12 protein-coding genes are annotated in these 12675 nt (G+C 44.6%); 8 read left to right on the top strand and 4 right to left on the bottom strand.

Annotated features, from left to right (window positions below; all coding sequences use genetic code 11):
* Nucleotides 1–60: 60 nt before the first annotated feature.
* The 6 genes from MIC7113_RS26070 (at nt 61) to MIC7113_RS26045 (ending at nt 5104) form a co-directional block, all read left to right on the top strand.
* Nucleotides 61–453 carry a RidA family protein gene (locus tag MIC7113_RS26070; RefSeq protein WP_015185193.1) on the top strand — a complete coding sequence of 131 codons (393 nt, stop codon included), beginning with the start codon at nt 61–63 and terminating at the stop codon, nt 451–453.
* Nucleotides 454–665: 212 nt separating this feature from the next.
* A complete protein-coding gene (locus MIC7113_RS26065) occupies nt 666–1253 on the top strand; it encodes a TetR/AcrR family transcriptional regulator (RefSeq protein WP_015185192.1) in 588 nt (195 codons plus the stop codon).
* Nucleotides 1250–2431, top strand: coding sequence for an ABC exporter membrane fusion protein (locus MIC7113_RS26060; RefSeq protein ID WP_015185191.1), 1182 nt, complete (start codon nt 1250–1252; stop codon nt 2429–2431). Before MIC7113_RS26065 ends, MIC7113_RS26060 begins: the two co-directional genes overlap by 4 nt.
* Nucleotides 2432–2502: 71 nt before the next feature.
* Complete coding sequence (devC, locus tag MIC7113_RS26055) at nt 2503–3666, top strand: ABC transporter permease DevC (RefSeq protein ID WP_015185190.1); 1164 nt, start codon at nt 2503–2505, stop codon at nt 3664–3666.
* Nucleotides 3667–3688: 22 nt separating this feature from the next.
* Nucleotides 3689–4435 carry a DevA family ABC transporter ATP-binding protein gene (locus tag MIC7113_RS26050; RefSeq protein ID WP_041780228.1) on the top strand — a complete coding sequence of 249 codons (747 nt, stop codon included), beginning with the start codon at nt 3689–3691 and terminating at the stop codon, nt 4433–4435.
* A gap of 189 nt (nt 4436–4624) precedes the next feature.
* The gene (locus MIC7113_RS26045; protein ID WP_015185188.1) at nt 4625–5104 is read left to right on the top strand and encodes a response regulator; all 480 of its coding nucleotides are present in this window, start codon (nt 4625–4627) and stop codon (nt 5102–5104) included.
* Between the two features lie 557 nt (nt 5105–5661).
* On the opposite strand, the gene MIC7113_RS26040 is transcribed toward MIC7113_RS26045, so the two are convergent.
* The 4 genes from MIC7113_RS26040 to MIC7113_RS26025 all read right to left on the bottom strand — a co-directional run bounded on the left by MIC7113_RS26040 (nt 5662) and on the right by MIC7113_RS26025 (nt 10965).
* Entirely contained in the window at nt 5662–6534 is an 873-nt protein-coding gene (locus tag MIC7113_RS26040) for an ABC transporter permease (protein ID WP_015185187.1), read from the bottom strand.
* Entirely contained in the window at nt 6531–7541 is a 1011-nt protein-coding gene (locus tag MIC7113_RS26035; protein WP_015185186.1) for an ABC transporter permease, read from the bottom strand. The genes MIC7113_RS26040 and MIC7113_RS26035 overlap by 4 nt, the downstream gene beginning before the upstream one ends.
* A 96-nt stretch (nt 7542–7637) precedes the next feature.
* Nucleotides 7638–8660, bottom strand: a complete 1023-nt coding sequence (locus MIC7113_RS26030) for a glycosyltransferase family A protein (RefSeq protein ID WP_015185185.1) — start codon at nt 8658–8660, stop codon at nt 7638–7640.
* A 616-nt stretch (nt 8661–9276) separates the two neighbouring features.
* A complete protein-coding gene (locus tag MIC7113_RS26025) occupies nt 9277–10965 on the bottom strand; it encodes an ABC transporter substrate-binding protein (RefSeq protein ID WP_015185184.1) in 1689 nt (562 codons plus the stop codon).
* A 164-nt stretch (nt 10966–11129) separates the two neighbouring features.
* Between MIC7113_RS26025 and MIC7113_RS26020 the strand changes: the two genes are divergently transcribed.
* A complete protein-coding gene (locus MIC7113_RS26020) occupies nt 11130–11999 on the top strand; it encodes an FAD-binding domain-containing protein (protein WP_015185183.1) in 870 nt (289 codons plus the stop codon).
* 64 nt (nt 12000–12063) lie between these two features.
* On the top strand, nt 12064–12489 hold the full coding sequence (locus MIC7113_RS26015) for a hypothetical protein (protein ID WP_015185182.1): 426 nt from the start codon (nt 12064–12066) through the stop codon (nt 12487–12489).
* Nucleotides 12490–12675 lie beyond the last annotated feature (186 nt).

Genomic DNA, 12675 nt, shown 5'->3' with positions numbered 1-12675 from the left:
CGATAACTGCTATTGTTTTTTGGGACAATTTGCTGAATCGACCTCCCTGGACTCAAGACTATGACCCGAAACGTGATTCGTACCGACAACGCACCTGCACCCGTTGGCCCTTATAATCAAGCGATCGCCGCGAGTGGTCAATTAATTTTTGTCGCCGGTCAAATTCCCCTCGACCCCAAAACGGGTGAGATTGTGGGGGGCAATGATGTCGTCCAGCAAACCGAACAGGTGATGGCGAATTTAGAAGCAATCCTGACGGCAGCAGGTGCGACAACTCAAGACATCGTGAAAACATCGGTCTTTCTGGCAGATATGAATGATTTTGCTGCCATGAACCAAGTTTATGCCCGATACTTCGACGAAGCCTCCGCCCCAGCGCGTGCCTGTGTTCAGGTTTCCCGTTTGCCTAAGGATGTGTTGGTCGAAATTGAATGTATTGCGGTTATCGGTTAATACCATTTTGGATTTTGGCTATGGTTGGCTTCTGACTCACCAATGAAGGAAGAATTCGCCATTTGGGTCAAAGCCTCTTCCTCAACCTAAACACGCTGTGATATAAATATATCAACCGTTCGATATAAACAAAGCGCCCAAGACGAACAATCTTAGGCTAACGGTAGGTGTCTTATAATATATCGGACGTTCGATATAAAGCAATCCTGACCATGCCGAAGATTGTTGACCACGATCAATACCGCAAAGAACTTCTGATCAAGTGCTTCGATTTATTTGCACAGAAGGGTTATGCCTCGATTACCATGCGGGAGATTGCCAAGGGACTGGGGGTTTCCACAGGAACCCTATATCACTATTTTCCGAGTAAAAAAGAGCTGTTTTGGCAATTGGTAGAGGAGCAAACTCGACAAGACAATCAAGCGATCGCAACTGCACTCGAAAACGCCGAAACACTGGAAGAGCGAATTAAAGCCTTATTTGCCTTCCATGCTCAACATGAAGACTACATCCACAAGCAAATCTTAGTCGGAGTTGATTTTTACCAACAGCAAGACCGAGAAGAGGTAATTAACAACGAGACACTCAAACAGATGTTTGAGGAAAGTAGACAGTTGATGACTGAACTTTTGGGCATCCAAGACCGCGCCCTGATCAACTTTAGTCTCAGTGTGCTGATGGGTCTACTCTTAGTTCGACTATTCGAGGGAGACGTGGTACCCATCGAAGAACAAGCTGAACTGTTGAGGAAAATGCTAACGCTGTACTTGAAACCACAACAAAAACAGGAGCAAACATGAGTTCGCAATTATTATCAAAACCATCCAAGCGGTGGCTAATTGGACTGATCATAGCGGCTACTGCGGTTACAGGTGCGACGGTTTTTTATGGCGCGTCTCGGTTCGGTATGATTGGCGATCGCAAACCCTCCCAACCCATAGAAAAGACTCCAATCATCAAAAAAGTGACAGCGTTGGGACGACTCGAACCGATGGGTGAAGTGATTCGCCTGTCAGCGCCAGTGAGTTTGGATGGCGATCGTGTTGCTCAAGTCTTAGTCAAACAGGGCGATCAGGTGCAGCAGGGACAAGTGATTGCGATTCTCGATTCCCGCGATCGCTTACAATCTGCCTTAGAGCAAGCCAAACAACAAGTGAGAGTGGCTCAGTCCCGCTTAGCCCAGGTGAAATCAGGAGCAAAAACCGGAAAAATTACCGCTCAAAAAGCCGAAATTACCCGATTACAAGCCGAATTAGAGGGAGAATTTTCTACTCAATCGGCGGCGATCGCACGTTACCAAGCCGAACTCAACAATGCTCGTGCGGAGTACAACCGCTTTCAAATGCTGTACCGGGAAGGTGCAGAATCGGCATCAAACCTGGATAACAAGCGCCTCACCCTGGAAACGGCTCAAGCTCAAGTTAACCAAGCAACAGCCACCCAAAAGCGAACAGCAGAGACATTGCAAGAGCAACTCAAGCAAGCCAAAGCCACCCTCAACCAGATTACTGAAGTTCGCCCTGTGGATGTGCAAGCGGCTCAAACCGAAGTCGATCAAGCCGTTACCGAAGTCAAACGCGCTCAAACAGAACTGAATTTAGCCTATATTCATGCCCCAATTGTTGGACAGATTTTAAAGATTCACACTCATCCTGGAGAAAAAATTAGTGAATCAGGAATTGCCGAGTTGGGACAAACCTCCCAGATGGCAGTGGTTGCTGAAGTTTATCAAACCGATATTGGCAAAGTTAAGTTAGGACAAAAAGCTGTAATTACCAGCCAAGCCTTTCCCGGTGAACTCCAAGGAACTGTGAGCGAAATTGGATTACAAGTCAGTCGGCAAAATGTTTTTAGCAATCAACCAGGAGAAAACCTTGATCGGCGAGTGGTAGAGGTCAAAATCAATCTCAATCCTGAACATAGTCAGCGAGTTGCAGGATTAACTAACTTACAAGTACAGGTGGCGATTCAAGAGTAAATATACGATGCCATTATTTATAACGAATGTTTGATATAGCAATATTCAATCAGATATGAGGTAAGTTCACTATGCTGCCCAAACTGTTTCGTAAAACACCTCTAGCTTGGTTTCAAGTCAGTCGAGAAAGAACACGCCTCGCCGTAGCACTGGCAGGAATTGCCTTTGCCGACATGTTGATGTTTATTCAACTAGGTTTTTTGGATGCGTTACTGGACGGTGCGACAAAATCACACCAAAATCTTCAGGCAGATTTAGTATTAATTAATCCCCAATTTCAAACCCTGTTCTACATCAAAAACTTTCCTAGAGAGCGACTTTATCAAACCTTAAGTGATGACAAAGTTGAATCGGTTCGTGGGTTATACATTAACATTGCCCAGTGGCGAAATTCCCAAACACGTCTCAGTCGTGGCATCTTAGTATGGGGCATTGACCCCGCCAATCCGGCTTTTAATTTCCCCGAAGTGAATCAAAACTTGGAGCGAATTAAACTATTAAATCAAGCTCTATTTGACCGCGCTTCTCGACCTGAATATGGCCCCATTGCAGACCTTTTAAAACAAGAAAAAACGCTGGAAGCTCAGGTAAATGGACAGAATATTCAGATTGTTGATTTGTTTACCCTAGGTGCTTCGTTTGGTGCAGACGGGAATATTATCACCAGTGAGTCAACGTTTCTGAAACTATTTCCTGATAACCCCCCCAATCAAATTGCCGTTGGTTTGATTAATCTAAAACCGGGCGCGGATATTGAGCAAGTGCGATCGCGCCTCGTTGCGACTTTACCCAATGATATTAAAATCCTCACTCCTCAAGAATTTGCCCAGATTGAAATTGATTACTGGCAAAGTGGTGGAATTGGCTTTATTTTCGGCTTGGGTGTAGTTGTAGGATTCATTGTCGGTGTAGTTATTGTCTATCAAATTCTCTATTCTGATGTGTCCGATCACCTCCCTGAATACGCTACGTTGAAAGCCATGGGGTATAGCGATCGCTATTTCCTCGGTGTTTTGATGCAAGAGGCATTACTCCTCGCTGTGTTGGGTTATATTCCAGGTTTCTTGCTGGCGATGGGTCTATTTCAGATTGCGTATACGGCTACCCTTTTACCCATTGGGATGAAGCTGTCACGAGCCATATTAGTCCTGATCCTCACGATTGTTATGTGTGTGATTTCTGGCGTAATTTCTATGCGAAAACTACAATCGGCTGACCCTGCTGATGTGTTTTAGTATATGTTTCAAACATAAGTATATGGAAGCTATTAATTCTCCCTTATCTAACTCACGGCTGAGTACCGAACCTGTTATTACCGTCCACCAAGTCAACCATTACTTTGGGAAAGGTGCACTGCGTAAACAAGCTTTATTTGATATTAATCTAGAAATTTATTCCGGGGAGATTGTGATTATGACTGGGCCGTCTGGGTCAGGCAAAACAACGTTATTGACCTTGCTAGGCGGATTACGTTCTGCTCAAGAAGGCAGCCTGAAGATTCTCGGACAGGAGATGAGTGGAGCGAGTAAACCACAGTTAACGAAAGTCCGAAGGCAAATTGGCTATATTTTTCAAGCCCATAATTTGATGAGCTTTTTGACGGCTAAACAAAATGTGCGGATGTCGTTAGAACTCCACGACGAAATGCTGAATCAGGACATGAATGCTAAAGCAACAGCAATTTTAGAACAGGTTGGCTTGGGAAATCACACGAATTATTATCCTGAAAATTTATCAGGAGGACAGAAGCAACGGGTAGCGATTGCTCGTGCTTTAGTCAGCCATCCCAAGATTGTTTTAGCCGATGAACCCACTGCGGCACTCGACAAGAAATCGGGTCGAGATGTCGTTGAAATTATGCAGCGTTTAGCCAAAGAACAGGGTTGCACTATTCTGCTTGTCACTCATGATAATCGTATTCTCGATATTGCTGACCGACTGGTTTATATGGAAGATGGTCGTTTGATAGAGGATGACGCAACGAAAGTTCTCCAGTCAAGCTAAACCGATTTTTCCTGCAAATCTGGCTTTGAGTTCATCCCTATCCGTACTATGTCTGAGGGCATAAGACTGGAGTTAGACCAGCCTGATTAAATGAAAGAATGAGCAATCTGCCTTCTAGAGAGACGGTTGCCGCCATTTCTCTAGAAGGACTTTCTCCCTAATTGACCCTCCAACTAAGGAGATAACACTATGATTTCAAATACTTGTGACAATTGGCATCTTGAGGAAGATAGATTTAAAATTCTCGAAAACTTGCAAGTATTGGTAGTTGATGACAATGAAGACAGTCTCGAGCTAGTGCGAATAATTCTCGAAGACTATAAGACACAGGTGGTAACTGTCACATCAGCCAGGGAAGCCTTCAAGGTGATGAAGCAAAGCACAGGCTACAGGAAGGCACCCTTTAAACCCGATGTTCTCATCAGTGATATAGCCATGCCATTTGAGGATGGATATTGGCTGATTCAGCAAATCAGAACCCTCTCCCCTAACCAGGGAGGACTCATACCAGCTATTGCTTTGACGGCTTACGCTGCAAAAGAAGAACAGATTCGTTCGCTTGCTGCCGGATTTCATGTACACTTGCCGAAGCCAATTGAGCCTGATGAGTTAGTTGCAGTTGTGGCTCATCTGGCTGAGCAAACGTTTGGCATTAAAGTCTTGAATTAAAGCTTGGGCGCGGTTCATTCAATTCAATCAATAGGTGTCAAGTATGTCAGTCATGAGGCATACATCTTCTAGTAGGCGATATATTCTTAAAATAATTTTAAGCTGGTAATGGAGCTTGCTGTCCTGTCGGTAAGCCCTACCCCTGCTCCCCAAGAGCGGGGGTAATTTTATGAAAAAATAAGCATAAAAAAAAGCCCCTACTAAGTTATCAGTAGAGGCTTAAGGCTTGATGTCCTGTCAGTAGCAATGTGCTGGGTAACTTAACACTTGCCATGTCGATAGTGTACTACTGTAGTCAGAACTTCTCCTCTATCTAAAGATATGGCTCGAAAGAATGAACTGACAACTGACTAAAAATTGAGAAGAAGTATTCTTCTTTACACACCCCGTTATTTCCCAGCTAAAATGTGTTCTGCAAGGAGACTTACAAGGGTTTTGGAATCAATTGAGTGAGTTTTTTCAAAACTGAGGAAGAGGAAAAAATAGAAAGCTGATTACTAATTTCCGGCTACCAGAAATTACGTACTTTGATACTTGACGGAGTAAGTAATTTAGGTTTAATAACCTTCTCGTGGGTCAAGAGCATCGCGTAACCCATCCCCCAAAAGGTTAAAAGCTAAAACCATCAGCGTAATCATCAAACCCGGAAACAGGACTGTCCAAGGGGCAGAGAGAGAATAGCCATTTTTAAAAGCATCCGATAGCATGGTTCCTAACTCTGGCGTAGGTGGTTGAGCACCCAAACCCAAAAATCCTAAACCTGCCGCTTCTAAAGTTGCCGTCCCAATCGATAGAGTGGCTTGTACTACGATGGGTGCAAGGCTAGCGGGTAAGATATGGCGGAAAATTATTCGGGCGGGTGTCGCCCCAAACGCAATCACAGTTTGGACAAACTCTTGCTCGCGTAAGGATAGCACCATGCTGCGCGTCAGCCGGATGAAAATTGGCACTTGCACAACACCAACAGCAATCATCACACTGGGTAAACTAGGGCCTGTGATGGTAACGACGGCGATCGCTAATAAAATCGAAGGAAAGGCTAACAGGATATCCGTCAACCAACCAATTGCCGTCTCTAGCCATCCTCGGAAGTATCCAGCCACCAATCCTAGCAACACCCCAATTGTTAATCCCAGCAGTACCGAGACTAAACCCACAGACAGTGAAGTCCGCAGCCCATACCATACCAGTATCAATACATCTCGCCCCAAACCATCCGTACCCCACCAATGTTGAGCACTGGGAGGTTTCAACCGCGTTAGGTAATTTCGGTCTGTCGAGGGGTCATAAGGGTGCAAAACTGGAGCGAGTAGCGCTAGGAGTATAATTGCGATCGCCAGAAATAAACCAATCTTGCCCGATGTCGATTGCAAAAATCGCCCAAGTGCATTTCCAGCATTAGCACTCCAAGCCTTTAGGGTAACTGTCATCGATACTGAATCCTGGGGTCTAAAAAGGCATAGGAAATATCCACTAACAGATTAATTAGCACAAAGCTAATCGATACAAAAATAACGCCTCCCTGTACAACAGGATAATCACGGTTGAGAATCCCATCGTAAATCCAGAAGCCAATTCCAGGCCAAGAAAAAATTGTTTCCGTGAGAATTGCCCCGCTTAAAAGTGTCCCAAACTGCAAGCCAATAATCGTTACCACTGGCAAGAGAGCATTTTTCAAAGCGTGCTTAAAAATCACCCAACGTTCTAAAACTCCCTTAGCTCTCGCGGTGCGGATATAGTCTTGTGATAGCACTTCAAGCATAGCGCTGCGAGTAATTCGGGCAATAATCGCTAGGGGGATGGTACTTAGAGTTAACGCTGGCAAAACCAAATGTGCAAGTACATCTTTCAGTGCATTCCAATTGAATTGAAGTAAAGCATCGAAGACATAAAAACCAGTCAGGGGTTTGAAGGTTGAGGCGACCTCTTGACTCATGCGTAAACCAGGGGGAAGCCATTGCAGATTGACGGCAAATAGATAAATTAGGAGCAATCCTAACCAAAATACTGGCATAGAAACACCGAGTAAAGAACCGCTCATCGTGAGATTATCAATCGGGCTATTTTTGCGAACGGCTGCCAAAACTCCCGCCGGAATTCCCAACATGAGAGCAATGAACATGGCAGCAACCGATAACTCAAAAGTAGCAGGCCAACGAATCGCAATTTCTTGAATGATTGAAGCGCCACTCATAATGCTATTGCCCAGGTTGAAGCGTAGCAGATTCCCCAAAAAGAGAAGGTACTGTAAGAGTAGAGGCTTATTTAATCCCAACTGCTCTCGGATTGCCTCCACTGTTTCAGGTGTGGCGCGTGTTCCTGCTAATATCTGTGCTGGGTCTCCTGGAATTAAGTGCAAGAGGATGAAAACTAACAGTGTAATCCCCAAAAGGACGGGGATTAAGTTAAGCAGGCGTTTGAGGATATATCGACCCATGTTAATCTCAGAGCGTATTGATCAAGACAAACTAAAATCAGCTATCTTAACAGACCTATTATAAATACGCTCAGAGTCAGAATGCGCTGCTTTAAACTAAACTCCAGTAAACCAAAGCACATATCCTAGGGGGAATGTCACAAACCACAGCAGTCTGCCTAGGAAAGAGTTGAGATTGATAAATTGTTTGGTAATGCCAATCTTCAAATAAAAACAGTAGCGGCTATAGTTAATCGCATTGCGAATAAAAAACCAGGGAGAAAAGTGGAAATAATCGATATCCGTGTCTAAAATACTTTTAGACATTAAAATGAAACCAAACGGATTTTTACGTACCCAATTAGATTTAGTTAGCTGATCTGCTCCACTATCAACATAGTAGATTCGTAAACATTCATTCACACATCTGATTTTGTATTTTTTGGCAACCCTAGACCAAACAATCATTTCTGCAACGTATAAATTCTGTCCAATGACTTCTGGGAAGGGAAATTTTCGCAGTATATCAGTCCGTTGAAACCCCCATCTTTCACCCTTTACTTTAAGGCGATAACGCATTTCACAAAAGTTAGTATCCGTAGGAGTAGAAGGATAATAACTGCCAATCAATTTACCATTTTGGTCTTGACACGGACACTCTACACCAAAAAACTGCTCCTGTTCAGCTTTGGGAATGCTATCCCAATAATATTTGAAAGATGCTAAGGCTTCTGCTACACAAGCATCATCAGAATCTAAGCAAATAAAAAGTTCGCCTTTAGCTTCTCTTGCTGCCAAGTTATAAGCGATATGTTTACCTTTATTGTTTTGGTAAATATAGCGGATGGGAAACTTAGCTTCTTTTTGCCACTGCTCTACTAACTCAGGCGTGCTGTCGATTGAACCATTATCGACAATCAGCCACTCAAAATCCCGATAAGTCTGTCTTTTAAGACTTTCGTAAACACGCGATAAGGTATGTGCCCGGTTGTGGGTAGGAGTAAAAACTGTAAATGTGTAATGGTAGCCTGAGTCTGTACTGAAAGGCTGATGCTCTGGCTCTACCATCGCCGCCTGTACCGCCACACTGATATTCCTAACAACTCCCTGGCCTGGAATCATTAATGTAACTTTTTTCATTGTTCATTTCGGCAACCCTGATGCTGTAAAAATACAGTTGCCTTGAATCGAGTAGTCAGCTTTTCCTTAATCTTGTTCGTATTTTTATACGGTTACAAAATATAAAAATTGATGAGTATATTTTTTTATTAAAAAGCAAGCAATATTTTTTAAAATAAAAACAGCTATTTTGCCGATAAATCAGCTAAGATTTTACAGTTCATTAGCAAGTTAAACAAAACTTTAAAAAACAATGACCAAAGGATTCCTGGTATAACTTAAAATCATAAACAAAGCTTATATATTAAGATTACGTTTGTATAGAGCTTTACTTCATAGAATCTTTATAGAATCAGTTAAAGAAACATTCGAGTTATACTGCATTTTTGTGGGGAAATTAGAGCTTTAAAGTTAGGTAATTGCACTTATCGTTCGCTCCTATGTGTTCCATGGCTATAAATTCAAGGAACTCGATAAAGATAAAAAATACTAGGGATTTGTAGGAGTCCCATGCGGAGAAATATTTGACAATAACAACTACATAATCAATCAAAATCCATCCATTCTCCAGATGGGAGACGGGGGAAAATAAAGGACTACATTTGACTGCAAGTGTGTATAAATTTATGTGAATGGCTCAGGACTTGCTAACTGCTCCTAGTGGTTCAGTCCCAAGAGGGCTGGGTGTCCAACCCTGAACAATCTTACGCTTGGCTAACAAGGGTTTGGAATGGACAATGGGTATACGCACGGCTTCTTTTTCGAGAATTTCATCAATTTGCTGATAAATTTTGATTCGCGCTGCCTTGTCTTGAGTAGCACGAGCCTGATCTAAGAGTTTGAACAGTTGCTCATTTTTCCAGTTTCCTAAATCAGCCGTAGCACCGGGGCCGAAGTGAGGGTAGTAAAAGCTGTCTGGATCGCCGTAGTCCCCTGTCCAACCCAGCATAAAAGCTTGGAAACCGGGCGATTTGTTGCGATCGCCAAGGTAAGCCGCCCAGTCCTTCGTTTGCAGGTTAACTTTAATCCCGATCGCACTTAATTCAGCAGCGAAGGCTTCAGCAATTGGCTTGGGGGTAGGAAAATAAGGGCGGCTGACAGGCATATACCAGAGTTGAAGATCAAAGCCATTGGGATAACCCGCTTTGGCGAGGGTTTGCAAGGCTTGTTCGGGATTGTAAGGATAGCCCGTGGCTTTCTGGGATTGATACTCTTTGAATAAGGGAGGCGTAAAGTGCGGCGTATTTTCACCTAATTCCCCCCAAAATGCTTTGACAATTTCCTGTTTGTTCAGGGCTTGAGCGATCGCTTGACGGACTTCGGGTTTTTTGAGAGGCTCATAGCTAGGATTGAGCGCCAGGTAGCCGACGTTATAAGACGGGCGAAAAATCGGCTCGACATTCGGGTCTCTTTGCACTTCTTGTAGCTGATCGGGAGTTAAATCTACCGTCAGATCGATGGTTCCGGCTCTGAGTTGCACTAACCTAGCGGCTGGGTCGCTAATGAAGCGGATGGTCAATTGCTCGGATTTCGGTAAGCCTTCCTGCCAATAATTTGGGTTTTTGGCGAGGACGATGCGATCGCCACTGCGCCATTCTCTAAAAATAAATGGACCCGTTCCCACAGCAAAGGAGGCGGGAGTGCCATAACTAGCTTGGGCTTTTTTAATCGCCGTTGGGCTAGCGATGCCAAAGTAGCCCGATGCGATCGCGGTGGGAAAGATAGCAAATGGCTGTTTGAGTACAAACTTAATCGTATCCTTCCCCTCGACTACGACATCTTGTAAGAGTGATTCTGGACTCCCCTTAAAGCCGCCAAATAAATTTTTCCAAATGATGTAAGTCTTGCCGGCATTGCGGTAGCCAAACTCGCTTTTGGGATTCCACCACCGATCTACATTGAATCTCACCGCCTCCGCATCAAAATCGGTGCCATCGTGAAACTTTACCCCCGATCGCAACTTGAATGTCCAGACTTTGCCGCCTTCCGCCGACTTCCACTCCGTAGCTAAAGCCGGGTCCAAATCGGTGGTACCGGGCTTGAATTGAATTAAGCGATTGTAGATTTGATTTTGAACCGTTAGAGAGTTGCCATCTTCAATATTTCCCGGTTCTAGATTCACCGGTTCTCCTCCTGCACCATAAACTAGCGAACCCGCTGACAGTGCGGCTGGGCTATTGGCTGGCGATGGAGGGCTACTCGTTGAGTTTGTAGAAGAGGGATTACAGTTAGAAAGCAGGATTGCCAAGCCGAAAGCCAGAATGGCCAAAATTACTGGCTGTATGATCCAGGTGCGTTTTTCGGATGCCCACCGACCAAGCCTCATTAAACTCACTCCTGATGATTGGTCTTTAATCCTCACTTATTTTGCCAGGGCTGGAGGCCATTGAGCTGATCAAAAATCCTTAGATGCAATTTCAATATCCGTTAGCTTAGAAAAAACTGCAACTTAATGGACAATTGAACAACGGCGGCTGAGAGAAAAGCAAGATGAACCACACCAAAAATCATGATATGCGACGGGAGTTTCCCAGCCGCGACGAGTTAATCGCCTACGTCCGCGAACAGTTCCCCAATGCAGCAGACGGCGATGAGTCAGTCAGTGAAATCGTCGGAGGGCGTAAGGCCGCAGAGGTAGCACTCAATCAAGTCAATCCCGCTCAGTATGCCAAATCCCGCAACTTTCTGAACGGGAAAGTCACCCGCCTTTCCCCCTATATCCGTTATGGGGTTTTGAGTCTCGCTGAAGTCAGGGACTTTGCCCTTAAAAATGTACAAAATCCCAATGAGGCGGAGAAATTAATTCAGGAACTCGCTTGGCGGGATTACTGGCAACGGCTATATGCCGAGAAAGGGGATGCCATTTGGAAAGACCAAGAGGACTACAAAACAGGCTATGCTGCCGGGGTGTATCAGGCAGAGTTACCGGCTGATGTGGAACAGGGCACCACTGGCATGGTTTGCATTGACAGCTTCAGCCATGAGTTACGAGAGATGGGTTACCTACACAATCACGCCCGAATGTGGTTAGCGGCTTACCTGGTGCATTGGCGGCATGTGCGTTGGCAGGCAGGGGCGAGGTGGTTTTTATCACATCTGTTGGATGGTGACCCGGCAAGTAATAATCTCTCTTGGCAGTGGGTGGCGAGTACGTTCAGCCATAAGCCTTATTTCTTCAACCGGGAGAATTTGGAGAAATACACTAATTGCGCTTATTGTCAAGTCTGTCCGCTCTATGGCAAATGTGATTTTGAGGGGAGTTATGAGCAGTTGGAGCAACGACTGTTTCCCCAAGCGGAGTCAATTGACAAGAGGGGTGGGAGTCGGAGTTTTGAGCGCCCGAAAAAGCGCCGCAGGTAGGTGAGGGAAGTGTGACGAACTACTCCAGTCACAGAGGACACACAGAGGAGAGAAGAAGAGAGGGATGGAAAAGCCGATTGTTTGGGTACATGGAGATTGTCTGAGTCCTAAGAATCCAGCGTTGCAAGAATATCCAGAGGCGGCGGCAATTTGGGTATGGGATGATGCTCTGTTGGAGGAATGGAAGATTAGTTTGAAGCGAATTGTGTTTATTTATGAGTGTTTGTTGGAGTTACCAGTGACGATTCGACGGGGCGATGTAGCGAAGGAAGTTGTTGCTTTTGCCCAGGAACAGGGTGCAGATGGTGTGGCGACGGCGACAAGTCCGAGTCCTCGGTTTGAGGTAATTTGCAATCGGATTGAAGACATTTCGTCATTAGAGATTGAAGTTTGGTCGCCTGAACCGTTTGTGAATTATGAGGGCTATATTGACCTTAAGCGTTTCTCTCGTTACTGGCGTGTGGCGCAGCAGTATGTTTTTAACGAGTGAAGAATTAAAAATTAATCTTGGATGGTTTATATCTAAATACTTCCCCGTCCTCGTATGAACTCCGGCTCCGCTAACCGTATTTTTACAACAACGGGAGGCACTTTTGGCGGCTGCAAATTGTAACAAATTCGCCCAATAGGTTGCAAAGCTTTTAAAATTTTTTACTTTTGTATCTGATACGAATTT

The organism is Allocoleopsis franciscana PCC 7113 (genome assembly GCF_000317515.1).
Lineage (GTDB): Bacteria > Cyanobacteriota > Cyanobacteriia > Cyanobacteriales > Coleofasciculaceae > Allocoleopsis > Allocoleopsis franciscana.
Note: the sequence above shows the minus strand (reverse complement) of the source record. Positions and strands in the feature narration are given on the sequence as shown.

Coding starts and splice junctions, on each gene's coding strand:
- devC (WP_015185190.1), top strand. CDS start 2,503: ATGCTGCCCAAACTGTTTCGTAAAACACCTCTAGCTTGGTTTCAAGTC.
- MIC7113_RS26070 (WP_015185193.1), top strand. CDS start 61: ATGACCCGAAACGTGATTCGTACCGACAACGCACCTGCACCCGTTGGC.
- MIC7113_RS26050 (WP_041780228.1), top strand. CDS start 3,689: ATGGAAGCTATTAATTCTCCCTTATCTAACTCACGGCTGAGTACCGAA.
- MIC7113_RS26020 (WP_015185183.1), top strand. CDS start 11,130: ATGAACCACACCAAAAATCATGATATGCGACGGGAGTTTCCCAGCCGC.
- MIC7113_RS26015 (WP_015185182.1), top strand. CDS start 12,064: ATGGAAAAGCCGATTGTTTGGGTACATGGAGATTGTCTGAGTCCTAAG.
- MIC7113_RS26025 (WP_015185184.1), bottom strand. CDS start 10,965: ATGAGGCTTGGTCGGTGGGCATCCGAAAAACGCACCTGGATCATACAG.
- MIC7113_RS26035 (WP_015185186.1), bottom strand. CDS start 7,541: ATGGGTCGATATATCCTCAAACGCCTGCTTAACTTAATCCCCGTCCTT.
- MIC7113_RS26045 (WP_015185188.1), top strand. CDS start 4,625: ATGATTTCAAATACTTGTGACAATTGGCATCTTGAGGAAGATAGATTT.
- MIC7113_RS26030 (WP_015185185.1), bottom strand. CDS start 8,660: ATGAAAAAAGTTACATTAATGATTCCAGGCCAGGGAGTTGTTAGGAAT.
- MIC7113_RS26065 (WP_015185192.1), top strand. CDS start 666: ATGCCGAAGATTGTTGACCACGATCAATACCGCAAAGAACTTCTGATC.
- MIC7113_RS26060 (WP_015185191.1), top strand. CDS start 1,250: ATGAGTTCGCAATTATTATCAAAACCATCCAAGCGGTGGCTAATTGGA.
- MIC7113_RS26040 (WP_015185187.1), bottom strand. CDS start 6,534: ATGACAGTTACCCTAAAGGCTTGGAGTGCTAATGCTGGAAATGCACTT.